This window comes from Sphingopyxis sp. MC1 (assembly GCF_000371385.1).
In the GTDB taxonomy this organism is placed as follows: Bacteria; Pseudomonadota; Alphaproteobacteria; order Sphingomonadales; family Sphingomonadaceae; genus Sphingopyxis; species Sphingopyxis terrae.
This window is the reverse complement of sequence record NZ_AOUN01000022.1, coordinates 41,562-63,569: the sequence shown is the minus strand read 5'-3', so window position 1 is coordinate 63,569 and position 22,008 is coordinate 41,562. Positions and strand designations below refer to the sequence as shown.

At 64.7% G+C, this 22,008-nt stretch carries 20 protein-coding genes and 1 tRNA gene; 12 read left to right on the top strand and 9 right to left on the bottom strand.

Annotation, left to right across the window (positions count from 1 at the left end; all coding sequences use genetic code 11):
- Positions 1–26: 26 nt before the first annotated feature.
- From EBMC1_RS16280 to EBMC1_RS16255, 6 genes are read right to left on the bottom strand one after another with little or no spacing between them, the layout of a single operon-like run.
- Positions 27–1,202 (bottom strand): serine hydrolase domain-containing protein, encoded by a 1,176-nt coding sequence (locus tag EBMC1_RS16280; RefSeq protein ID WP_040590738.1) that lies wholly within the window; start codon positions 1,200–1,202, stop codon positions 27–29.
- Between the two features lie 30 nt (positions 1,203–1,232).
- Complete coding sequence (locus tag EBMC1_RS16275; protein WP_003051339.1) at positions 1,233–2,516, bottom strand: SAM-dependent methyltransferase; 1,284 nt, start codon at positions 2,514–2,516, stop codon at positions 1,233–1,235.
- Between the two features lie 35 nt (positions 2,517–2,551).
- Complete coding sequence (locus EBMC1_RS16270) at positions 2,552–3,940, bottom strand: cryptochrome/photolyase family protein (RefSeq protein WP_003051336.1); 1,389 nt, start codon at positions 3,938–3,940, stop codon at positions 2,552–2,554.
- On the bottom strand, positions 3,940–4,887 hold the full coding sequence (locus EBMC1_RS16265) for a metal-dependent hydrolase (protein ID WP_003051334.1): 948 nt from the start codon (positions 4,885–4,887) through the stop codon (positions 3,940–3,942). The genes EBMC1_RS16270 and EBMC1_RS16265 overlap by 1 nt, the downstream gene beginning before the upstream one ends.
- Before the next feature lie 40 nt (positions 4,888–4,927).
- A complete protein-coding gene (locus EBMC1_RS16260) occupies positions 4,928–5,965 on the bottom strand; it encodes a 2-oxoacid:ferredoxin oxidoreductase subunit beta (RefSeq protein WP_003051331.1) in 1,038 nt (345 codons plus the stop codon).
- Positions 5,962–7,824 carry a 2-oxoacid:acceptor oxidoreductase subunit alpha gene (locus EBMC1_RS16255; RefSeq protein WP_003051329.1) on the bottom strand — a complete coding sequence of 621 codons (1,863 nt, stop codon included), beginning with the start codon at positions 7,822–7,824 and terminating at the stop codon, positions 5,962–5,964. The genes EBMC1_RS16260 and EBMC1_RS16255 overlap by 4 nt, the downstream gene beginning before the upstream one ends.
- A 197-nt stretch (positions 7,825–8,021) precedes the next feature.
- Between EBMC1_RS16255 and EBMC1_RS16250 the strand changes: the two genes are divergently transcribed.
- Together EBMC1_RS16250 and EBMC1_RS16245 are read left to right on the top strand one after the other, a co-directional pair.
- Positions 8,022–8,963, top strand: a complete 942-nt coding sequence (locus EBMC1_RS16250; protein WP_003051325.1) for an alpha/beta hydrolase — start codon at positions 8,022–8,024, stop codon at positions 8,961–8,963.
- Positions 8,960–9,436 (top strand): RNA pyrophosphohydrolase, encoded by a 477-nt coding sequence (locus EBMC1_RS16245; protein ID WP_003051322.1) that lies wholly within the window; start codon positions 8,960–8,962, stop codon positions 9,434–9,436. Before EBMC1_RS16250 ends, EBMC1_RS16245 begins: the two co-directional genes overlap by 4 nt.
- Here the strand turns inward: EBMC1_RS16245 and EBMC1_RS16240 are convergent.
- On the bottom strand, positions 9,397–10,086 hold the full coding sequence (locus EBMC1_RS16240; RefSeq protein WP_003051319.1) for a uracil-DNA glycosylase: 690 nt from the start codon (positions 10,084–10,086) through the stop codon (positions 9,397–9,399). The two genes, EBMC1_RS16245 and EBMC1_RS16240, sit on opposite strands and share 40 nt — an antisense overlap.
- Positions 10,087–10,103: 17 nt before the next feature.
- Between EBMC1_RS16240 and folK the strand changes: the two genes are divergently transcribed.
- Together folK and EBMC1_RS16230 are read left to right on the top strand one after the other, a co-directional pair.
- Positions 10,104–10,631, top strand: a complete 528-nt coding sequence (gene folK, locus EBMC1_RS16235; protein WP_003051316.1) for a 2-amino-4-hydroxy-6-hydroxymethyldihydropteridine diphosphokinase — start codon at positions 10,104–10,106, stop codon at positions 10,629–10,631.
- Positions 10,632–10,675: 44 nt separating this feature from the next.
- Positions 10,676–10,751 (top strand) — tRNA-Lys (locus EBMC1_RS16230).
- A gap of 25 nt (positions 10,752–10,776) precedes the next feature.
- Here EBMC1_RS16230 and EBMC1_RS16225 read toward each other — a convergent pair.
- Positions 10,777–12,003, bottom strand: a complete 1,227-nt coding sequence (locus EBMC1_RS16225; RefSeq protein ID WP_003051314.1) for an alpha/beta fold hydrolase — start codon at positions 12,001–12,003, stop codon at positions 10,777–10,779.
- A 232-nt stretch (positions 12,004–12,235) separates the two neighbouring features.
- Positions 12,236–13,216, bottom strand: a complete 981-nt coding sequence (locus EBMC1_RS16220; RefSeq protein ID WP_003051310.1) for an NAD(P)H-dependent flavin oxidoreductase — start codon at positions 13,214–13,216, stop codon at positions 12,236–12,238.
- Between the two features lie 119 nt (positions 13,217–13,335).
- On the opposite strand from EBMC1_RS16220, the gene EBMC1_RS16215 reads away from it, so the two are divergent.
- The 8 genes from EBMC1_RS16215 to EBMC1_RS16180 all read left to right on the top strand — a co-directional run bounded on the left by EBMC1_RS16215 (position 13,336) and on the right by EBMC1_RS16180 (position 21,992).
- On the top strand, positions 13,336–14,520 hold the full coding sequence (locus EBMC1_RS16215; protein WP_003051307.1) for an acyl-CoA dehydrogenase family protein: 1,185 nt from the start codon (positions 13,336–13,338) through the stop codon (positions 14,518–14,520).
- A 118-nt stretch (positions 14,521–14,638) separates the two neighbouring features.
- Positions 14,639–15,733 carry an acyl-CoA dehydrogenase family protein gene (locus EBMC1_RS16210; protein ID WP_003051305.1) on the top strand — a complete coding sequence of 365 codons (1,095 nt, stop codon included), beginning with the start codon at positions 14,639–14,641 and terminating at the stop codon, positions 15,731–15,733.
- A complete protein-coding gene (locus EBMC1_RS16205) occupies positions 15,730–16,935 on the top strand; it encodes an acyl-CoA dehydrogenase family protein (RefSeq protein WP_003051302.1) in 1,206 nt (401 codons plus the stop codon). Before EBMC1_RS16210 ends, EBMC1_RS16205 begins: the two co-directional genes overlap by 4 nt.
- Before the next feature lie 11 nt (positions 16,936–16,946).
- On the top strand, positions 16,947–17,729 hold the full coding sequence (locus EBMC1_RS16200; RefSeq protein WP_003051299.1) for an SDR family NAD(P)-dependent oxidoreductase: 783 nt from the start codon (positions 16,947–16,949) through the stop codon (positions 17,727–17,729).
- Between the two features lie 55 nt (positions 17,730–17,784).
- Positions 17,785–19,035: an acetyl-CoA C-acetyltransferase gene (locus EBMC1_RS16195; RefSeq protein WP_003051296.1), complete on the top strand. Its 1,251-nt coding sequence runs from the start codon at positions 17,785–17,787 to the stop codon at positions 19,033–19,035.
- A gap of 136 nt (positions 19,036–19,171) precedes the next feature.
- A complete protein-coding gene (locus tag EBMC1_RS16190; protein WP_003051292.1) occupies positions 19,172–20,302 on the top strand; it encodes a CaiB/BaiF CoA transferase family protein in 1,131 nt (376 codons plus the stop codon).
- 104 nt (positions 20,303–20,406) lie between these two features.
- Positions 20,407–21,210: a crotonase/enoyl-CoA hydratase family protein gene (locus EBMC1_RS16185; RefSeq protein WP_003051289.1), complete on the top strand. Its 804-nt coding sequence runs from the start codon at positions 20,407–20,409 to the stop codon at positions 21,208–21,210.
- A gap of 2 nt (positions 21,211–21,212) precedes the next feature.
- Positions 21,213–21,992 (top strand): tyrosine-protein phosphatase, encoded by a 780-nt coding sequence (locus EBMC1_RS16180; protein ID WP_003051286.1) that lies wholly within the window; start codon positions 21,213–21,215, stop codon positions 21,990–21,992.
- Positions 21,993–22,008 lie beyond the last annotated feature (16 nt).

Here is a 22,008-nt window from a genome sequence, read left to right as displayed (position 1 = left end):
ACTGTGGCGCTAGACGCATCAAAAAATCAGCGGCTGCTTTCCCGGTCGACCGCAGTCTGCACCGCCTTGTAAAAGGCCTCGCGCGCCGCGCCGACGCCTTCGGGGTCGGTCGCGGTCGGCCAGTTGCCGTTCGATGCGATGACCAGCCGTCGTTTGGGGTCGATGAAGATGCCCTGCCCGAAGATGCCCTGCGCGGCGAAGCTGCCGTCGTCGTTGGTCCACCATTGATACCCGTAGCCGCGCCCCGGCTGATCGATCGCGGCCTGCTTGGTCGTCGCGGCGGCGAGCCAGTCATCGGGCAGAACTTTCTCCCCGCCAGCCACGCCGCCGCCAAGAATGAACAGACCGAAACGGGCATAATCGCGCAGGCTGGCCGATACGCAGCAACCGCTGATCTCGTGCCCCGTCGGGCCGAGCATCCAGACGGCGTCCTGATCCATGCCGAACGGCTTCCATATCTTTTCGGACAGATAGGATGAGAGTGTCTTGCCCGTTGCGCTCGACACAAGGACGCCGATCAAATTGGTCTCGCCGGTCTTGTAGACCCATTTCGACCCCGCGGGCGCCTCGCGCGGCAAGGTCTTCATATAGCTGACGGTAATATCCTCGCCCGCGATGGGCTTTTGCAGATTGAACTGCGCCACGTCCGATTTGGGATCGGTATAATCCTCATTCCAGCGCACGCCCGAGGTCATCGTGAGAAGCTGGCGCACGCTGACGTCGTCATAGGCCGAACCGCGCAGTCCGGGGATATACTGCGTCACCTTGTCGTCGAGGCTCTTGATATAGCCGTCCTTCACCGCCGCGCCGACGAGCGTCGAGGTAAAGCTCTTCGCGACCGAAAAGCTCGTCCAGCGCCCTGCAGGACCATAGCCGAGCGCATATTTTTCGAGCCGGATCTTGCCGTCCTGAACGATGATCAGCCCTGCGTTGCGCTGGCGCGCCATATGCGCGTCGATGTCGACCCCGACATCAAGCGGCTGTCCTTCGGGCAGCGGATAGACGGGGCCGCCCGCCGCAATGGTGTGCACGACGACCTTGGGCACCGATTCCATCGTACGGAAAGCGGCGTCGCGTTGATCCTGGCTCCAAAACAGCACATTCTGATCCTTTGGCATGGCGTCGGTGGTCTGTGTCGCGGCTGTTCCGGCAAGGCCGGCCAGCGCCACGGGCAATAGCAAGGCGGCCAATCGTCGTCGCATTCCCCTCTCCCTCTTCTCGATTATAGTCGACTATCCGTCGATCTTTTCCAGCGTGACCTGCGCGACGTCGATCCCGCCGCCGCGAAAGCCGCCTTCGCAATATTGCAGATAATAGCGCCACAGGCGGATGAAGCGTTCGTCGAAGCCCGACGGGAGTTGCCCCGCCGACACCGCCTCGTCAAAGCGTTCGCGCCACTGGCGCAGCGTTTCGGCATAGTCGCCGCCGAAATGACGCACATTGCCCCATGCCAGCCCGCGCGCTTCGGCCAAGGCCCGGAAGCGACTTTCGGAAATCAGGCAACCGCCGGGGAAAATATAGGCCTGAATGAAGTCGCTGCTCGCCGCATAGCGTTCGAACAGCGCGTCGTTGATCGCGATATACTGGATCGCCGCCTTGCCGCCGGGGCGGAGCTGCCGCGCGATCGCGTCGAGATAGGCGGGCCAATAGGCCTGCCCCACCGCCTCGACCATTTCGACGCTCGCAATCGCGTCATAGGGGCCCTTGGCGTCCCGATAATCGCAGATTTCGACACGCGAACGCCCCGAAAGATCGACCGCCTGCAATCGCGCCTCGGCCACCTCCGCCTGCGACGGCGACAGGGTGATACCGGTATAGAGAACATCGTGGCGCTCGACCGCGCGTTCGGCGAGTGCGCCCCAGCCGCAGCCGATTTCGAGCAGCCGCGTCCCCGACCGCAGGTCGAGCCTGTCGAGGATCGCATCGACCTTGACCTCCTGCGCCTCTTCCAGCGTCATGCTAAGGTCGGTGAACAAGGCACTCGAATAATTAAGTCCGCTGTCGAGCCACAGCCGGTAGAAATCATTGCCCAGATCGTAATGCGCCAGAATATTGCGCCTGGAACCGCTGCGGCTGTTGCGGTTGACGATATGGGCGGCGCGATTGATCCAGTGCAGCGGCCCGCGCGAGCGCGCAACATTGCCCAGCGTTTCGCCGTTGCGCATGAACAGATCGAACAGCGGGACCGGATCGGGCGAACTCCATTCGCCCAGGTCCCAGGCCCGGTACCAACCGACCGATCCCGACATCGCGAGGCGCACCAGCGCCGACCAGCTTTTCAGATGAACGATCGCGGTCGGTCCCTTGCCACGTCCGCCCAGGATGCGCACGCTGCCGTCGGGCAGATGGCCCTCGAGCGTCCCCTTGCCCAGCCCCGCATCGATGCGGTCGAGCAGGCGATGGAACAGCCCCGCCGGGGCGCGGCCGACGAGGCGCGCGATAAAACCACCCGACCGAAAAGCCCTGTCGGCGCGAAGAAGTGCTTTGCCGCGACGGGGGCTGACATGGGTGTTCATTAGCATTCCCTGCCGCAAAACCCGCCGCATGACAATCAGTTGTCGTCGGCCTTCATGACGTCATAGGCCGACAGCGCCCGCGCGCGGGCTTCGCGATGCCCAATGATTTTCGGGGGATAGCTTCGCGGACGGCGACCGAATTCATCGGGATCGTGGATTGCGGCATCGCCGATATCGGCCAGTTCGGGCACCCATTGGCGGATATAGGCGGCGGCATCGAATTTCTCCGACTGGGTAAGCGGTGCCATGATCCGCGGAAACATGTTCGAGTCGACACCTGACCCCGCGACCCATTGCCAATTCACCGCATTGGACGCGTAATCGGCATCGACCAACGTATCCCAAAACCACTGTTCGCCGCGCCGCCAGTCGATGAGCAGATGCTTGATGAGGAAGCTCGCGGCGATCATCCGGACGCGATTGTGCATCCAGCCGGTTGCCCAGAGCTGCCGCATGCCGGCATCGACGATCGGATAGCCCGTGCGTCCCTGTTGCCAGGCGGCGAAATCGGCGTCGGCCTCCTTGCCGCTCCGCCAGGGCAGCGCGGTATCGAAGGCTTCGCGGGCACTGCGGCCGCCGTAATCGGGATATTGCAAGATCACCGTCTGCGCATAGTCGCGCCACCCGATCTCGGCGAGGAACACATCGACCGATCCCCCCGCGTCTGCGACGGCATGCCAGATCGCGGCGGGCGAAACCTCGCCGAAGTGAAGATGTGGCGACAGGCGCGAACTGCCTTCGATCGCGGGCAGGTTCCGTTGCTCGTCATAACGCGCAGCGATCTCGGCAAAAGCGCCGAGTCGCACCTGCGCGCCCGTTTCGCCCGGCGTCCATTCGCCTTCGAACCCCGTCGCCCAATTGGGGCGGGACGGGAGCAGTTTCCAATCGTCGAGTCGGTCCGACGCCGGCCAGCGGCCGGGCGCATCGAGGCCTTCGGGCGCATCCACGGGCACAGGCGGCGGCATATGATCGCGCAGCGCGCGCCAGAAGGGGGTGTAGATTTTATAGAGACCGCCGCTGCCGGTCTTCACCGATCCCGGCGGCGCGAGGTAATTGCCGTCGTGACATATGAGATCGAGGCGCTTCGCGACCGCGCGCTCGGCATTGCGCCACCACGGCTCGTAATGACGGAGGCAATGCACGGCGCCGGCCCCGCTTTCCCCGGCAATCTTCGCCAGTTCGTCCTCGCACTTGCCGCGCCGCAGGATCAACCGCGAACCGCGCGCGCGCAGGCTTTCGTCGAGCCGCGCGAGGCTGTGATGCAGCCACCAGCGCGACGCGCCGCCCATCGCCCGATGCCGGGGTGTTTCGTCGTCAAGAATATAGACGGGAATGACCGGCCCCGATGCCGCCGCAGCGACAAGCGCCGCCTGCTCGGCGAGCCGCAGATCGCGGCGAAACCACAGGATCGTCGGCGGCGCCATCAGGGATAGCTGGCGGTATCGGGTGCGGTCACGCGCACCGTAAAGTTGTCGCGCGCCAACGGCTGCATATAGCGCTGATCATTCAGGACGATCGCATCGCCGTCGCGCGTCGCGACCGGCATCCGCGCCCAGAAAAGGAAGGCGCGCGCGGGCGGATTGGACTTCAGCCACGCGCGGAGGCGCATGTCGTCCATGCCCGTCGGAACCCCCGGCTCCACCGTGCTCCCCTGCCCCAGCGCATAGGCGCCGCTGCCATAGCGCCCGCCCCCGCGCCAAAAGATATCGCGCCGCCAGAAGGCGATCGGCGGCGGGCTCGCGACGACCAGTGCGCCGCCTTGTCCGCTCCGGCTCAGCAGGTCGGCCGCCTGCGCCTCGGCCTGCCCCGTCATGACACCGTTGGCGAAGATATAGGCGCAAACGGCGGTGAAACCGATCCAAGCCGGACGTCGCCAGTCAGGCGCCCCGCGCCGTTCGCGTCGCAGCGACAGCCAGACCGACAGGCCGAGCGCCAGCCATATCCACAGGTCGATGATGAACAGCGTATCGCCATAGAACCAGCGGTGGCTGAACGGTTCGAGCAGCCGCACGCCATAGTTGTTGAGCCAGTCGAGCGCCGGGTGGCTGAGGCACCCGATATAGGCGAGCGCGAGCAACCAGCCGCGATGCAAGGGCGGCCTTGCAGCGGGCCGCGTTCCCCGCCGCGTCTGCCAGCGGTCGAAGGCGATCATCACCGCCCAGAGCAGGACCGGCAGCAAAAGCAGCGCGATCGGCCCATGGGTGATCCCGCGGCGCATCGCGAGCGATTCGACGCCATAAAAGGCGCAGCTTGCATCGATGTCGGGCAGGTTCGCGGCGAGGATCAGCGTCGGCATCGCCAGCGCGGTCTTTTTCTTGAGCCCCATTTGCCCAAGAACCGCGCCGACGAGGCTGTGGGTCAGATTGTCCATGCGCCCCTATAAAGCCGACGCGCGCATCGACCGCAAGCGATCAGAGATCGGGCCCGCCTTCGCTGACCGTCCAGGTCTGCCCTTTCTTGAGCAGGCTCTGCAGATCGGCCTTCTTGCCCTCAGCCGCCGCCTTGTTCTGGCGCCATACGTCGGCTTCGAAAGTCGGACGCGGATCGTCGTAGAGGACACCGAGCGCCATCGGGAATTCGCCGAAGCGCATTTCCACGAGCATGTGCGCGACGCTGCGGTTGGTGACGTCGTGGACGATCACGCCCGCTGCCTGCCAGTCGCCATCGACGACATCGACGACCTTGAGCGTCAGCGCCTCCTGATCGAGCGCGATGCCCTTCGCGCCCTTGGCAAACAGCATCGGTTCCCCGTTCTGGAGCCAGAGCTGGCGGTCTTCAGCGCCCTTCGGCGCGGCGAAATCCTGGAACACGTCCTTGTTATAGACGATGCAGTTCTGGAAGATTTCGATAAAGGCCGCGCCCTTGTGCGCATGGGCCGCTTTCAGAACATTCGGCAGTTCCTTCGACACATCGAAGCCGCGCGCAACGAAGCGGGCGCCCGCGCCCAGTGCGAAGGCGCAGGGCTGCGCCGGGCGGTCGACCGAGCCGAACGGGGTCGACGGGCTGTTGGTGCCGACGCGGCTGGTGGGCGAATATTGGCCCTTGGTCAGCCCGTAAATCTCGTTGTTGAACAGCATGATCTGGCAATCGAGGTTGCGCCGGATGAGGTGCATCGTGTGATTGCCGCCGATCGACAGACCATCGCCGTCGCCCGTGACGATCCACACGTCGAGTTCGGGATTGGCAAGCTTCAGCCCCGTCGCGAACGCCGGCGCACGGCCGTGGATCGTATGGAAGCCATAGCTTTCGACATAATAGGGAAAGCGCGACGAGCAGCCGATCCCGCTGATGAACACGGTGCTTTCGGGCACCGCGCCGATTTCGGGCAGGGTGCGCTGCACCGCCTTCAGGATCGCATAGTCGCCGCAGCCGGGGCACCAGCGCACTTCCTGATCGGTTTCCCAATCCTTGAGCGTCGTCGTGCGGGCGATGGTCGTCATCTCGTTCACTGGAGCGCCTCCTCGATGGCAGCTTCGATTTCGGCAATCCGGAAGGGCTGGCCCGACACCTTGTTGAGCGGCTTGGCATCGACCAGATACTGGTCGCGTAGCACCGTCTTGAGCTGGCCCGTGTTCATTTCGGGCACGATCACCTTGTCATAGCTTTTGAGCAATTCGCCCAGATTGGCGGGGAGCGGCCAGATATGGCGCAGGTGAATCTGGCTGACGTCCTTCCCTTCGGCGCGCTTGCGGCGCACCGCCTGATGGATCGGGCCATAGGTCGAACCCCAGCCGACGATCGCAAGCTTGCCGCCCTCGGCGCCGAGTTCGACGATCTGGTCGGGAACCTTGACCCCGTCGATCTTCGCCTTGCGAATGTCGGTCATCGCCTGGTGATTTTCGGGCGCATAATTGATGTGACCGGTGTCGATCTCTTTCTCGATCCCGCCGATCCGGTGCAACAGGTCGGGCGTACCCGGCTTCACCCACGGGCGCGCGAGCTTTTCGTCGCGGCCATAGGGTTTGAAGCCGCCTTCGGGTACCTGGGTCAGAAATTCGACCGGGAAGGCTTCATAGGCGGTCAGGTCGGGGACTTTCCACGGCTCGGCCGCGTTGGCGATATAGCCGTCGGTCAGCAACATCACCGGCGTCATATATTGGACCGCGATCCGGCACGCCTCGATCGCGCATTCGAACGCGTCACCAGGCGAGCGCGCGGCGATCACCGGCATCGGCGCATCGCCGTTGCGGCCATAGACAGCCTGATAGAGATCCGACTGTTCGGTCTTGGTCGGCAGGCCCGTCGACGGGCCGCCACGCTGCGAATTGACGATGACGAGCGGCAGTTCGGTCATGATCGCGAGGCCCATTGCCTCGCCCTTCAGCGCGATACCCGGTCCCGACGAGCTGGTGACGCCCAGCGACCCTGCGTAGCTCGCACCGATTGCCGAACAGATGGCGGCGATTTCATCCTCGGCCTGAAAGGTCGTGACGTCATATTCCTTGAGCCGCGACAGATGGTGGAGGATTGCCGATGCGGGGGTGATCGGATAGCCGCCGAAGAACATCGGCAGATGCGCAAGCTGCGCCCCGGCGACAAGGCCGAGCGCGATGCCCTCGGCGCCGGTCAGCGTACGATAGAGGCCGGGTTCGGCGGGCGCCGGCGCGACATGATGCTGCTTGAGCGGTCCCGCGAGTTCGGCGGTTTCGCCATAGGCATGGCCCGCATTGAGCGCCGCGATATTCGCTTCGGCAAGATTGGGATCCTTGGCGAATTTCGCCTTCAGCCACTCGATCAGCGGCTGGCGGTCGCGGTCGAACATCCACAGCGCAAGGCCGAGCGTCCACATATTCTTGCAGCGCAGCGCTTCCTTGTTGCCGAGCCCGAACGGCTTGACCGCATCCATCGTCGCCTGACTGATGTTGAGCTTCAGAAGCTGCCATTTCGCAAGGCTGCCATCCTCGAGCGGGTTGGCGTCATATTTCGCCTTGGCGAGATTGCGGTCGTTGAATTCACCCTCATCGGCGATGATCAGGCCGCCGAGCTTGAGCACGCCGACATTGGTCTTGAGCGCCGCGGGGTTCATCGCGACGAGCACGTCCGGGGCGTCGCCCGCAGTCGTGATCTCGCTCGACCCGAAATTGATCTGGAACGCCGAAACACCGAACAACGTCCCCTGCGGCGCGCGGATTTCGGCCGGAAAATCGGGGAAGGTCGCCAGGTCATTGCCCGCGAGCGCCGTCGAAAGCGTGAACTGACCACCGGTAAGCTGCATCCCGTCGCCGCTGTCGCCTGCGAAACGAACCACCACTGCGTCGGAAAGGGGGGACTGCCGATCTTCGGCCCGGTCCTCGACCACTGTCGCCATTTTCTGTTCTGCCTTTAGAGTCCTGCAAATTACCGGAATGGGCCTAGGCCCGTCTTACGCCGCCCGCAATTCAGAAAAATTTGTGCGCTGCAAAGCGGATCGGCGCGCGCCTGCCGCAATCAGTTTCCAATTGCCATTGAATTATGCCGCCCGATGGCGAATAGCAGCGGCAACAACATAGCAAAGGGATATGACGGATGACCGACGGCACGACTCCTTATGTTCGCCCCGATGTGGCGGCCTTTCTTGCCTTCCTCAACGCCCAGGACGGCCCCAAGATGGAAGAGATGCCGCCCGAGGCGGGGCGCGAGATGATGCGCGTGATGGGCCAGATGGCCGACGTGCCGCGCGGCGCGATCGCGAAGGTCGAGGATCGCACCATTCCCGGACCCGCCGGTGAGATTCCGATCCGCATCTATGACAACCGTCCCGATCGCGAGCCCGGCCCGGTCATGGTCTTCTACCATGGCGGCGGCTGGGTGATCGGCGATCTCGACACGCACGATCCCTATTGCGCCGAAGCGGCGCGTCAGCTCGACATGCCGGTGATCGCCGTCGACTATCGCCTCGCACCAGAACACCCCTTCCCTGCGGCGCCCGAGGATTGCGAAGCGGCGACGCGCTGGGTCGCCGACAATATTCCTTGCACCGGGCTGGTCCTGTCGGGCGACAGCGCGGGCGGCAATCTGACCATCGCGACCGCGCTTGCGCTGCGCGATGCGCCAGCCGCGAAGCCCGTGGTCGCGATCCATCCGATCTATCCGGCGGTCACGACGCATCAGGACTGGCAAAGCTATCGCGATTTCAAGGATGGCTATCTGCTCACCGAAGGCGGCATGACCTGGTTCGGCGATCATTATGCCGCCGATCCCGCCGATCGCCGCGCGTCGCCGATCGATTTCGATGCCGCCGGCCTGCCCCCGACCCTGCTCGTCACCGCGGGACTCGATCCGCTGCGCGATCAGGGCCGCGCCTATGCCGGCAAGCTGATCGCCGCTGGCGTGCCGACCACCTATCGCGAAGCTGCGGGCACCATCCACGGCTATATCTGTCTGGCGCAGGGCATCCCGAGCGCCAAGGACGACATCCGCGGCAATCTGACCGTCCTCAAGGCGATCGTCACCGAAGCGACCGCATGATCGACGCCAGCGCCCTTCCCTATCGCCCCTGCGCCGGGGTGATGCTCGCCAATCGTCATGGCCGTGTCTTCGTCGGCCAGCGACTCGATTCGGCCGAGGACGCGTGGCAGATGCCGCAAGGTGGCATCGATCCCGGCGAGGATGCCGAAGATGCCGCAATCCGCGAGCTCAGCGAGGAAACCGGCGTCCATGCCGGGCTGGTCGATATCATCGCGCGCAGCAAGACCGAGCATTTCTACGACCTGCCCGACCATCTGATGGGCAAGATGTGGGGCGGGAAATATCGCGGTCAGCGCCAGTCGTGGTTCCTGATGCGCTTCATGGGCGAGGATAGCGATGTCGATATCGCGACCCGGCATCAGGAATTTCGCGCCTGGCGCTGGGCCGAACTCGACGAGCTCGAACGGCTGATCGTCCCGTTCAAGCGCCAGCTTTACCGCGCCATCGTCGACGAATTCCGCCCGCTGGTCTGATCGCGCAGCGCGATCGCCGAACGAAACACGTCGGCGAACATCGCCGGCGTCAGCCGCCCGGTGTTCGTGTTGTAGCGCGAGCAGTGATAGCTATCGACCAGATGGCGCCCGTCGGGCAGGCGATGCACCGCGCCATGCGCAAACCGATAGGCGGCGAGCCGTCCGCCCACAGCGCGAACCGCCGCGTCATGCGCAATTCGGCCGAGTGCGATCAGCACCCTGACCTGTGGCAGCGCCGCGAGCTGTCCCTCGAAATAGGGTCGGCAGGCGGCGATTTCGGCGGGCGTCGGCTTGTTCTGCGGCGGCAGGCATTTGACGCTGTTGACGATGATCGTTCCGTCCAGGCGCAGCCCGTCGTCGATCCGCCCGTCATAGACGCCGCGGCTGAGCCCGAAGGCGGCGAGCGTTTCGAACAACAGGTCGCCCGCATAATCTCCGGTAAACGGCCGCCCGGTGCGGTTGGCACCGTGCTTTCCCGGCGCGAGCCCGGCGATGGCGAGCCACGCATCGGGATCGCCGAAAGCATAGACGGGGGCATTCCACCAATCGGGATGCTCGGCGCGACAGGCGGCGCGCAACCCGACAAGGCGCGGGCAACGCCGGCAATCGCGCGGCGGCTCGGTACCGGGCAAGGGGCTGTCAATCTTCACCCCGCTGCGATAGGCGCATGGGCATGACCAGCGCAACGCCCCTCCCCCTCTATGCCATCGGCCTTGGTTCGAACCGCCGCCACGTCCGCTTCGGCGATCCGCGGCGCGTGTTGCTCGCAGCACTCGCCGCGCTCGAAAGCGACGATATCGAACCCGTCGATGCGAGCCCGATCGTCGCCAGCGCGCCGCTCGGTCCATCGCGTCGCCGCTACGCCAATGCCGTCGCGCTCGTCGCCTCGCCGCTCAGCCCGCCCGAGATGCTTGATCGGCTGAAAGCCATCGAAGCTGCTTTCGGACGGCGGCGCGGCCAGCGCTGGGGCGCGCGCACGCTCGACCTAGACATATTGCTGTGGTCGGAGGGCGCATGGAGCGATGCGGCGCTCACCGTGCCGCACGCGGCAATGACCGTGCGCGATTTCGTGCTCGGCCCGCTCCGCATGATCGCACCCGCGTGGCGCCATCCGCTCAGCGGCCAAAGCGTCCGCCAACTCGCCGCGCGTCTTTCGCGGGCAAAGCCGGTTGACCACGGCGCTTCGGCGCACTAGGGCGACGGCTCGCTTTCGCACACCGCCCCCGCGCGGTCCGCGATGGGCCCTTAGCTCAGTCGGTAGAGCAACTGACTTTTAATCAGTAGGTCGCTGGTTCGAACCCAGCAGGGCTCACCATAACCGCCGGAATTGGCGCCTTACCTCAGGCGAAGTGCAGCTTGCGATATTTGCCGCGGAAGTAGAGCAAGGGATCGCGGCGCGGTTCGAAGATTGCTTTCAGGACGCGGCCGACAAGAATGAAATGATCGCCGCCCGGATGCACTGCCTCGCGCGCGCATTCGAAACTGCTGAGCGATCCCGACAGCACCGGCGTACCGAATTCGCCGATCTCCCACCCGGTTGCCGCGAAGCGGTCCTCGCCCTTGCCCGCAAAGCGATTCGACGTCGGCTGCTGGCCGATCTGGAGCACATTGACCGCGAAATGCTCGGCTTCGCGCAGCACCGCCGCGCTGCCGGCATTGTTGGCGATGCAAACCAGGAGGAGCGGCGGGTCGAGCGATACCGAGGTGAAGCTGTTGGCGGTGAGGCCGATCGGCTGGCCCGCCGCATCGATCGCTGTGACGACGGTAACGCCGGTCGCGAAGCAGCCGAGTGCGTCGCGAAAGGTCCGCGCATCGGACCCAGCGCGATATTCGGGCCAGCCGCGCGGCGCGCGGCGCTCGAGAAAGTCGATCAGATGCGCGCCAAGCGCATCGATCCGGTCTTCGGTGACGACCAGCGCGGCGTCCTCCACCTCGACCAGTTCGCCATCGGGGAGCTGGCCGACGAACGCCGCAGCCGAGGCGCGCGAGACAAGTTCGCTCATCGCGCCGCGGACATAGAGCGTCGGCAAGGCTATATTGCGGGCGATACCGGAAAGCCGCTCGGTCACCGTCGCCGCGTCGAAAGCCTCGAACAGGCGGGCGTCCCATGCCGCCTGGCCGGGCGCGCGATTGGCCGCTTCGCGCAGGCGGTCGCCGATGCGCTGCGCCATCGTGACATCGTCGCTGACCGGCAGGTCGACGAGCACCAACCCCGAGGCGAGCACCGCCGCATCGCGTTCGAGCGCGGCAGCGGCGATCCATCCTCCGAGGGTCGAGGCGACAACGACCGGCCGCGTGCCGAGCTGCGCGAGCACCGCGCGCAGATCGCCGACCAACGCATCGAAATCATAGCGCCCATCCTCGGGCCACTCGCTACCGCCATGACCCCGAAGGTCGAGGCTGATGACGCGGCGGCCGGCCTGTTCGAGCGCGTCGGCGACATTCGACCAGATCGCGCGCGTCTGGCCCGCACCGTGAAGCAGCAGCACCGCCGGGTCATTATCCGATCCGATGACGTCGGCTTCGAGGCGGATTCCCGCGAAGCCCTGATAATGAACGATGCTCATGCCGTGAAAATCTCTTTCGTCCGGTGCCGCGGCGGCGACCGGTCGGGCATGATTATTTTCGCTTGTTGATGCAAGTCAAAGTCGGGGAACCGCACCATTGCCAAAAGCGGATGGCAGGTTCCGGTGATCGAACCTGCGTTCACGGCAACCCTGCACCAGTTGCCACCCAGATCACCTCCCCCAACTGCCCTGCCGGCGTCCCACCGGCGGGGCATTTCTTTGGGAAGGCCGTTCAGGCGCGAAACCCGGCCAGTCGCTGATCGAGGACAGCCTCCGCCTCGGCTATGATGCGGTCGATCAATTCCTGGCAGCTCGGAATATCGTGGATAAGGCCCTGGACCATCCCGGCCCAGAATACCCCCTTCGTCAGATCTCCCGTTTCGAGGAGTTCGCGGCCGGCCTTGCCGTTGACCAGTTCGGCGACGTCGGCAAAGGTCGCATCGGGCTGCGCAAGGCGGCGCACCACCTCCTCCGACACTGCGCTCTTGCCGACGCGCGCGGTGTTCTTGAGGCTGCGGAAGATCAGGAAGCTGCCGCGCTCGTCATTATCGACATAGGCCTGCTTCACATTGTCGTGGATCGGCGCTTCCTTGGTCGCGCAGAAGCGCGTCCCCATGTTGATGCCTTCGGCACCGAGCGACAGCGCTGCGACCAGCCCGCGACCGTCGCCGAAGCCGCCCGACGCCAGCATCGGGATCTTCACCTTGTCGGCGGCGGCCGGGATCAGGATCAGCCCCGGAATATCGTCCTCGCCGGGATGGCCTGCACATTCAAAGCCGTCGATCGAGATGATATCGCAGCCCGCTTTTTCGGCCGACAGCGCATGACGCACGGCGGTGCATTTGTGGAGGATGGTAACGCCATGGGGCTTGAGCATTTCCCATATCTCGCGCACCGCTTGGGTGCCCGCCGTTTCGACGATCTTGACGCCGCCGTCGATGATCGCCTGCGCATAGGCCTTGTAATCGGGGGCGTTGATCGTCGGAAAGACCGTCATGTTCACGCCGAAGGGCTTGTCGGTCATCGACCGGCAGCGTTCGATTTCGTCGCGCAGAGCGTCAGGGCTTGGCTGGGTCAGCGCGGTGATGATGCCGAGGCCGCCGGCGTTCGACACGGCGCTCGCCAGTTCGGCATAGCCGACGCTCTGCATGCCGCCCTGCACGATCGGATGCTCGATGCCCAGCATTTCGGTGATGCGCGTCTTGAAAGCCATGGTCCATCCTTCCCTTCTGTCTCTGCCGTTACGGCACCATTGCTTCTCCCTTGAATTAACTTGACGCTTACGTCAACGTCGGGTTGAGAGTAGGTAGTTAGATAGCGAAGGGAATCGGAATGGCGGCGACGCACCAAGGCATATCGGATCGGGCGCTCGCGATCGCAGCCAAGGTCGAGGCTTTCGTCCGCGAAACGGTCGTCCCCTATGAAAAAGATCCGCGCCGCGACCATCATGGCGCACCGACCGACGAGCTGGTGATGGAAATGCGCGAGCATGCGCGGGCCGCGGGCGTGCTGACGCCGCACATCCTGTCGGATGGCAGCCACCTCAATCAGCGCGAGACGGCGGTCGTCCTCATCAAGTCAGGTCTGTCGCCGCTCGGTCCGCTCGCCTGCAACACGATGGCGCCCGACGAAGGCAATATGTATCTGCTCGGCAAGGAAGGCAGCCCCGAGCTCAAGGAACGGTTCCTCAAGCCGATGGTCGAGGGCCGCGTCCGATCGGCCTTTTTCATGACCGAACCCGCCGAAGAAGGCGGTGCGGGGTCCGATCCGTCGATGATGAAAACGACCTGCCGCCCCGACGGCAATCATTGGGTCGTGAACGGCCGCAAGACCTTCATCACCGGCGCGGAGGGCGCGCGCGTCGGCATCGTCATGGCGAAGGCCGAAGAAGGCGCATGCATGTTCCTCGTCGACCTGCCCGATCCGGCGATCCGTATTGACGAGATTCCGAACACGATCGACAGTTCGATGCCTGGCGGGCACGCGACGCTGACCATCGACAATCTGCGTATCCCCGCCGACCAGATGCTGGGTGAGGCCGGCGAAGGCTTTCGCTACGCGCAGGTCCGCCTGTCCCCCGCCCGGCTGTCACACTGCATGCGTTGGCTCGGCTGCTGCATTCGCGCGCACGAAATCGCGACCGACTATGCCAACCGGCGTGAAGCCTTTGGCAAGCCGCTGATCGAGCATGAAGGCGTCGGCTTCATGCTCGCCGAGAATATGATCGATCTGAAGCAGGCCGAACTGATGATCGACTGGTGCGCCGGCGTCCTCGACACCGGGTCGCTCGGCACGGTGGAAAGCTCGATGGCAAAGGTTGCGGTCTCCGAAGCCCTGATGCGGATCGCCGACCGCTGCGTTCAGGTGATGGGCGGGACCGGCGTCACCGATCGCACGATCGTCGAACAGGTGTTCCGCGAAGTGCGCGCCTTCCGCATCTACGACGGTCCGACCGAGGTCCACAAATGGAGCCTTGCCAAGAAGATCCGCCGCGACTGGAAGGCCGGACGCACCTGATGCCCCTGTCAGTTGCACTTTGCCGCCCGATCCTCCAGCCGTAGCGTCAAAACGACTTGACGTTTACGTTAACGTCCGGATGATGGGTGAAAACATAAAGGGTAGAGGACTCGGACCGATGTCGATTTTGTACGACGAAGGACAACAGGCGATCGCCACCGAATCGCGCCGCATATTGGAAGCGCGCGTGCACAAGGACGATCTGCTCCCGCTGCTCCAGACAAGCGGGCGCTATCACGAAGCCTTCTGGGCCACCGCGAAAGAACAAGGCTGGACCGCGCTGGCCTTGCCGGAAGCCCATGGCGGCCTTGCGCTCGGCCTCGTCGAACTCGGCCTGATCGCGCACCAGGCGGGCCGCACGCTCAGCGGCGCACCCTTTCTGACCTCGAATTTCGGTGCGGCAAAAGCGATCGAACTATACGGCAGCGATGATCAGAAACAGCGCTGGCTACCTGGACTGGCAAGCGGTGACGTCATCGGGGCGGTCGCGATTGCATCGGGGCCTGACGCCCTGCCCGCCCATCCCAAAGTCACGCTGACCAATGATCGCCTCGATGGGGTGAAGGACGGCGTTTCGGGCGCATTACATGCCGACGTCGCCATTGTCTTCGCCAATGGCCCGGGTATGCCGGTCCTCGCGTTGGTCGATCTTGCCAAGGTCGAAAAGACGGCGATCGACAGCTTCGACAACAACCGCTGCCTCGCCGACCTGCATTTTGCGGATACGCCCGCCGAGACGCTCGTCAGCGGAAGCGCCGCGCGCGCGGCGGCGCTGCACATTCTGGCATTGCAGGCCGTCATCACCGCGCACGAACAGACGGGCGGAGCCGAGGCGCTGATGGAAATCGCGCGCGACTATGCCGTCACGCGCAAGGCGTTCGGGCAACCGATCGGCGCCTTCCAGTCGATCAAGCACCGCATCGCCGAACTCTACGGCCTCGTCGAACTCGCGCGCGCCAATTGCATCCACGCGGCCTCGCGCGAGGGGCAGAGCGACTTCGTGACGGCGGCCGCCGCGGCGCGGCTTTCGGCGACCGAAGCCTATGACACCGCGGCGCGCGATTGCGTGCAGATCCACGGCGGCATCGGCGTGACCTGGGAAATCGGCCTGCACCTTCATATGCGCCGCGCCCGCACGCTGGCGCTTGAACAGGGAAGCAGCCTGTTCTGGGAAGATATATTGGTCGACCGCCTAGCAGGAGAAGCAGCATGAGCGATCTCGAAGCCTATCGCGCGAAGGCCGCAGCCTGGTGCGAATCCGTCGCGCCCACGTTCGGCAAGGCGGCCCGCAAGGGCCTGAGCGTCGAAGAGGATCTCGCGCTCGGACGCCGCTATCAAAAGGCGAAATTCGATGCGGGCTTCGCTGGCATCAACTGGCCTACCGACCTCGGCGGACAGGGCCTTGGCCATATCGAGAAGATCACCTTCGAAGCCGAGGAGATGAAGCACGGCTTCCCGAACGTCTATTTCGGCATCTCGCTCGGCATGCCGGTGCCGGTGCTGATGCAGTTCGGCTCTGACCGCGATTTCGTGAAGGAGCGCGTGCTCAAGGCGCTGCAGGGCGAAGAAATCTGGTGCCAGCTCTTCTCCGAACCATCGGGCGGCACCGATCTTGCCGGCCTGCGCACGCGCGCCGAAACCGATGGCAACGGATGGAAGATTAACGGCCAGAAAGTCTGGACGAGCTGGGCGCAATATAGCGACTATGGCGTCATCGTCGTGCGCACCGACCCGACCGTCGCCAAGCACAAGGGCCTTACCTATTTCTGGGTCGACATGAAGGCGCCCGGCGTCACCGTGCGCCCGATCAAACTCGCCGGCGGCGACAGCCACGTCAACGAAGTCTTCTTCGATGATGTGAAGATCAGCGACGACCACCGCATGTCTCCGGTCGGCGGCGGCTTCTCGGTCGCGCTCGCGACCCTGATGATCGAACGCTATGTCGCGACCGACAGCGCCGGATTCGGCCCGCACCTCGACCTGTTCGTCGATCTGGCGAAAGACCTGATGATCAATGGCCGACCGGCGATCGAGGATGGCCGCATCCGGCAGCAGATCGCCCGCAACTATGCGATGCGTTCGGGACTCGATTCGATCAATGTCCGCGCACGATTGATGATGCAGGCGGGTATGACGCCGGGGCCCGAAGGCTCGCTCAACAAGCTGGTTGCGGTTCGCTCGCGCCAGAAGCTGTCCGAACTCGCGATCGACCTGCAGGGCGTCGGCGGCTTCCACTTCGACGAGCATGCCTCGCCCAAGGACGATTGGGCATCGAGCTGGATCAATGCGCCGACCGGCCGCATCGCCGGCGGATCGGACGAAACGCTGCTCAACACGATCGCCGAGCGCATCCTCGGCCTGCCGCAAGACCATCGCCCCGACAAGGGCGTCCCCTTCAACCAGATTCCAGCCTGAGGAGCCTCCCCATGAAACTCGATTCCTCGACCGCGGCCGTTGTCACGGGCGGCGCGTCCGGTCTTGGCCGCGCAACCGCCGAAGCCCTTGCCGCCGCGGGTGTGAAGGTCGCGATCTTCGATATCAACGACGCGCTGGGCGAAGAGGTGGCGCATTCGATCGGCGGCCTGTTCGTCCATGTCGATATCACCGACGAACAGTCGGTTCTCGACGGCTTTGCCAAGGCGCGCGCCGCTCATGGTCAGGAACGCATCGCGGTCCACTGCGCGATGACGTCGCGCCGCGGCAAGACGCTTGCCTATGACAAGGAAACGGGCAAATTTCGCCGGACCCCGACCGCGGATTATGAATATGGTGTCGCGGGCATATTGACCGCAAGCTACCGCATCGGATCAATCGCGGCCGAAGGTATGGCGACATTGCCCGAACTGGAAGACGGCGAACGTGGCGCAATCATCTTCACCGCCTCGGTCGCGGCGCAGGACGCGCAGATCGGTCAGGTCATCTACGGGTCGGCCAAGGCCGGGGTAAACGGCCTCGTCCTGCCGATGGCGCGCGATCTGATGGACCTCGGCATCCGGGTCAATTCGATCATGCCCGGTGTGTTCGGCACCCCGCTGCTTGGCAATATGAACCCCAAGGTCAAGGAAAGTCTCGAAGCGTCGGTCCCCTTCCCCAAGCGGCTCGGCAAGGCCGAGGAATATGCCAGCTTGGCGATGGAAATGATCCGCAACACCTATTTCAACGGCCAGGCCGTCCGCCTCGACGGCGCGATCCGCATGGCGCCCCGGTAAACCTCGCGGTGGCCGCATGGCCCCGCGTCAAGACTTTCAAGGAAGGAACATCGTCATGGCCGAAGCCTATATCATCGACGCCGTCCGCACGCCGCGCGGGATCGGCAAGCCCGGCAAGGGCGCACTGTCGCATCTTCACCCACAGCATCTCGCCGCGACCGTCCTCGCGGCGATCCGCGACCGTAATCATCTCGACACGGCAACGGTCGACGATATCGTCTGGTCGACCTCGTCGCAGAACGGCAAGCAGGGCGGCGACCTTGGCCGCATGGCGGCGCTGTCGGCAGGGTACGACACCAAGGCCAGCGGAACGACGCTCGACCGCTTCTGTGGCGGCGGCATCAGCTCGGTCAATTTCGCCGCGGCGAGCGTGATGAGCGGCATGGAAGACTGCGTCATCGCCGGCGGCACCGAAATGATGAGCTACACCACCGCCTTTGCTGCCGAGCAGGCGAACGCTGGGCTGCCGCCACGCCTGATGGGATCGGGCCATGAAGCGCTCGACGAAATCCACCCGCAGTCGCACCAGGGCATCTGCGGCGACGCGATCGCGACGATCGAAGGCATCAGCCGCGAAGCGCTCGACGCGCTCGCGCTCGTCAGCCAACAGCGCGCCGACAGGGCGATCAAGGAAGGCCGCTTCAACAAGTCGGTCGTGCCCGTCCTGAACCCGGACGGCAGCGTTGCGCTGGACCATGAAGAGTTCCCGCGCCCCGAAACCACCGCGGAGGGCCTTGCGTCACTCAAGCCCAGCTTTGCCGCGCTCGCCGATTTCGACATGGGCGGCGGCTTCACCTTCCGGAAGCAGATCAACCGCCGCTATCCCGACCTTGAAATCCGGCATTTCCATCATGCAGGCAATTCGTCGGGCGTTGTCGACGGCGCCGCCGCGATTTTGCTGACATCCAAGGATTATGCCGACAAGCATGGCCTGAAGCCCCGCGCGCGCGTCGTCGCCTATGCCAATATCGGCGACGATCCGACGCTGATGCTCAACGCCCCGGTTCCGGCGGCCAAGAAGGTGCTCGAAAAAGCGGGACTGACCAAGGACGACATCGACGTCTGGGAAATCAACGAAGCCTTTTCGGTGGTCGCCGAAAAGTTCATCCGCGACCTCGACCTCGATCGCGAAAAGGTGAACATCAATGGCGGCGCGATGGCGCTCGGTCATCCGATCGGCGCGACCGGTTCGATCCTGATCGGCACCGCGCTCGACGAACTCGAACGCTCGGGTGGCCGCTATGGCCTCGTCACCATGTGCGCCGCGGGCGGCATGGCACCGGCCATCATCATCGAACGCATCTAAGACAATCATCGTCATTGCGACCCCGGCGAAACCCGGGGGAAGCAATCCATGGCGGCTTACGCCCCCCTGGATTGCCGTGTCCCCCGGATCAAGTCCGGGGTCCTCGCAATGACGATGCAGGCATGGGAGACACGACATGGCCGGACCCCTCAAGGGCATCAGGATCATCGAATTTGCGGGGATCGGTCCCGGCCCCTATTGCGGGATGATGCTCGCCGACCATGGTGCGGAGGTGATCCGCATCGATCGTCCCGGCGGTTTCATGGACCCGCGCGATCCGCTGTCGCGCAACCGCACCTCGATCGCGCTCGACATGAAAAATCCCGATGCGGTCGCGATCGCGCGCGATCTGTGCAAGAGCGCCGACGGCATCATCGAAGGCTATCGTCCGGGCGTCATGGAGCGGCTGGGGCTCTGCCCCGATGTGCTGCTCGCCGACAATCCCAGGCTTGTTTACGGACGCATGACCGGCTGGGGCCAATATGGCCCCTATTCGCAGGCGGCCGGACACGACATCAACTATATCGCGCTGTCGGGCGTCCTCCATACCGTTGGCCGCGCTGGAGAAAAGCCGGTGCCGCCAGTCAATTATGTGGGCGATTTCGGCGGCGGCGGCATGATGCTGGCCTTCGGCATGGCAAGCGCGCTGCTGCACGCCGCGAAGACCGGCGAGGGTCAGGTCATCGACTGCGCCATGACCGACGGGTCGGCATTGCTCGCGGGGATGAGCTGGGGCTTTTATGCCATGGGTCGGCTGCGCGACGAGCCGGGGGTGAACATGCTCGATACCGGCGCCCATTTCTACGACACCTATGCGTGCGCCGACGGCAAGTTCATCTCGATCGGCTCGATCGAGCCGCAATTCTATGCCTTGCTGCGCGAAAAGACCGGGCTCGACGCCGATCCCGCCTTCGATGCGCAGATGGACCCGTCGCAGTGGGAACCGCTCAAGGACAAGCTGACAGCGCTGTTCGCGACCAAGACGCGCGACGAATGGTGCGCGCTGATGGAAATGACCGACGTGTGCTTTGCCCCCGTCCTTTCGCTCGCCGAGGCGCCGCAGCATCCGCACAATGTCGAGCGCGAAACCTTCCTCTCGGTCGGCGGCGCCACCCAGCCCGCCCCCGCTCCGCGCTATTCGGCGACGAAGGCCGACACGCCGCGTCCCGCTCCGGCGGTGGGCGCCGATGGCGACGCGGTGCTTGCCGCGCTCGGCTACGACGCCGAGCGAATCGCCGCGCTGCGCAGCGGAGGCGCGGTCCGCTGAACCGATACGGCGACCGGGCGCCGATCCGCGCCCGGCAACGCCATCTGCAACTTGCCAGAACAGACCGCGGGGCATAGCCTCTGCGCGGTACAGGAGACGTGATGATGGGCGAATTTCTGAGTGTTGAGCGGCGGGGAAAGATCGCCATCCTGACGATGATCAAGCCCGAGAGCATGAACGCCATCGGCACCCATGCCGACTGCGACGATATCGTCGACACGCTCCGCGCGCTGGGCGAGGATCGCAGCGTCAGCGCGATCATCCTTACGGGCAGCGGCAAGGCGTTCAGCGCGGGCGGCAATCTCAAGTCGATGCAGGATCGCAAGGGGATCGGCGTGCTCGATCAGCCTGATTCGACCCGCGCCAATTATCGCCGCGGCGTGCAGGCGGTGATCCGCGCGCTGATGGATTGCGAAATCCCGATGATCGCTGCGGTCAACGGCCATGCCGTCGGCCTCGGCTGCGACCTTGCCTGCACCTGCGACATCCGTATCGCGGCGGAGAGTGCCAAGTTCGCCTGCAGCTTCATCAAGGTCGGCATCGTCCCCGGCGACGGCGGCGCCTGGCTTCTCCAGCGCGTCCTCGGCTATCCGCGCGCGGCCGAACTCTTCCTGACCGGCGACCGCTTCGATGCGCAGACGGCAAAGGACTATGGGCTTGTCACCGAAGTCGTCCCCGACGCCGAGCTGCTCGACCGTGCGGTGGCGATCGCCGAGCGCATCGTGTGCAACCCGCCGCGCGCGCTGCGGCTCACCAAGCGGCTGCTCCGCGAGGCGCAACACAGCCGGATGAGCGACATCCTCGAACTCAGCGCCGCCTATCAGGCGATCGTTCACGAAACCGCCGACAACCGCGAGGCGATCAACGCCTTCGTCGAAAAGCGCCCACCCGTCTTTACCGGAGAATAGCCATGATCGCCGACCGCGTCCTGCCGCTTTCGGGCATCCACAATTTCCGCGACTATGGCGGCTATGCGGTCGAGGACGGCGGACGGCTGCGGCAGGGACTGCTCTGGCGTTCGGCGCACCACGAACAGGCGACCGACGCGGATCTGGGCGCGGTCGATGCGCTGGGCCTCGAAACCGTGATCGACCTGCGCGGCGACGATGAGCGCGAAATGCATCCCTGTCGCCGCTCCGACAATTTTTCGGCGCGCGTCCTGTTCGCAGGCGGCGTCACCGCAGGCCTGGCGCCGCACCTTCAGGCAGCGGGCGGCGCGATCGATGTCGAGACGGCACGGGCGCGAATGATCGACACCTATGCCGGCATGCCCTATCGCTCGGCGCTCGTCGCGACGCTGCGCCTCTATCTGGCGGCGCTCGCCGAACATGATGCGCCGAGCCTTGTGCACTGCGTCGCGGGCAAGGATCGCACCGGCTTTGCGGTCGCGATCGTCCACCGGCTCGTCGGCGTGCACGAGGATGATCTGATGCACGACTATCTGCTCACCAACACGGCGGGCAAGATCGAGGAACGCATCGCGCAGGGCGCCGCGCACATCCGCGCCCGCTATGGGGCGGAGATCAAGGACGAGGCGGTGCGCGCGCTGATGTCGGTCAATCCCGCCTATCTCGACGCCGCGCTGGCGACGGTGCGCCGCGATCATGGCGATATTCCGAGCTATGCCGAGGCGGTGTTGAATTTCACCCCCGCGATGCGCGAAGCCCTGATCGACAAGCTGGTCGTATAGTCCCTTTCCTCAAGGG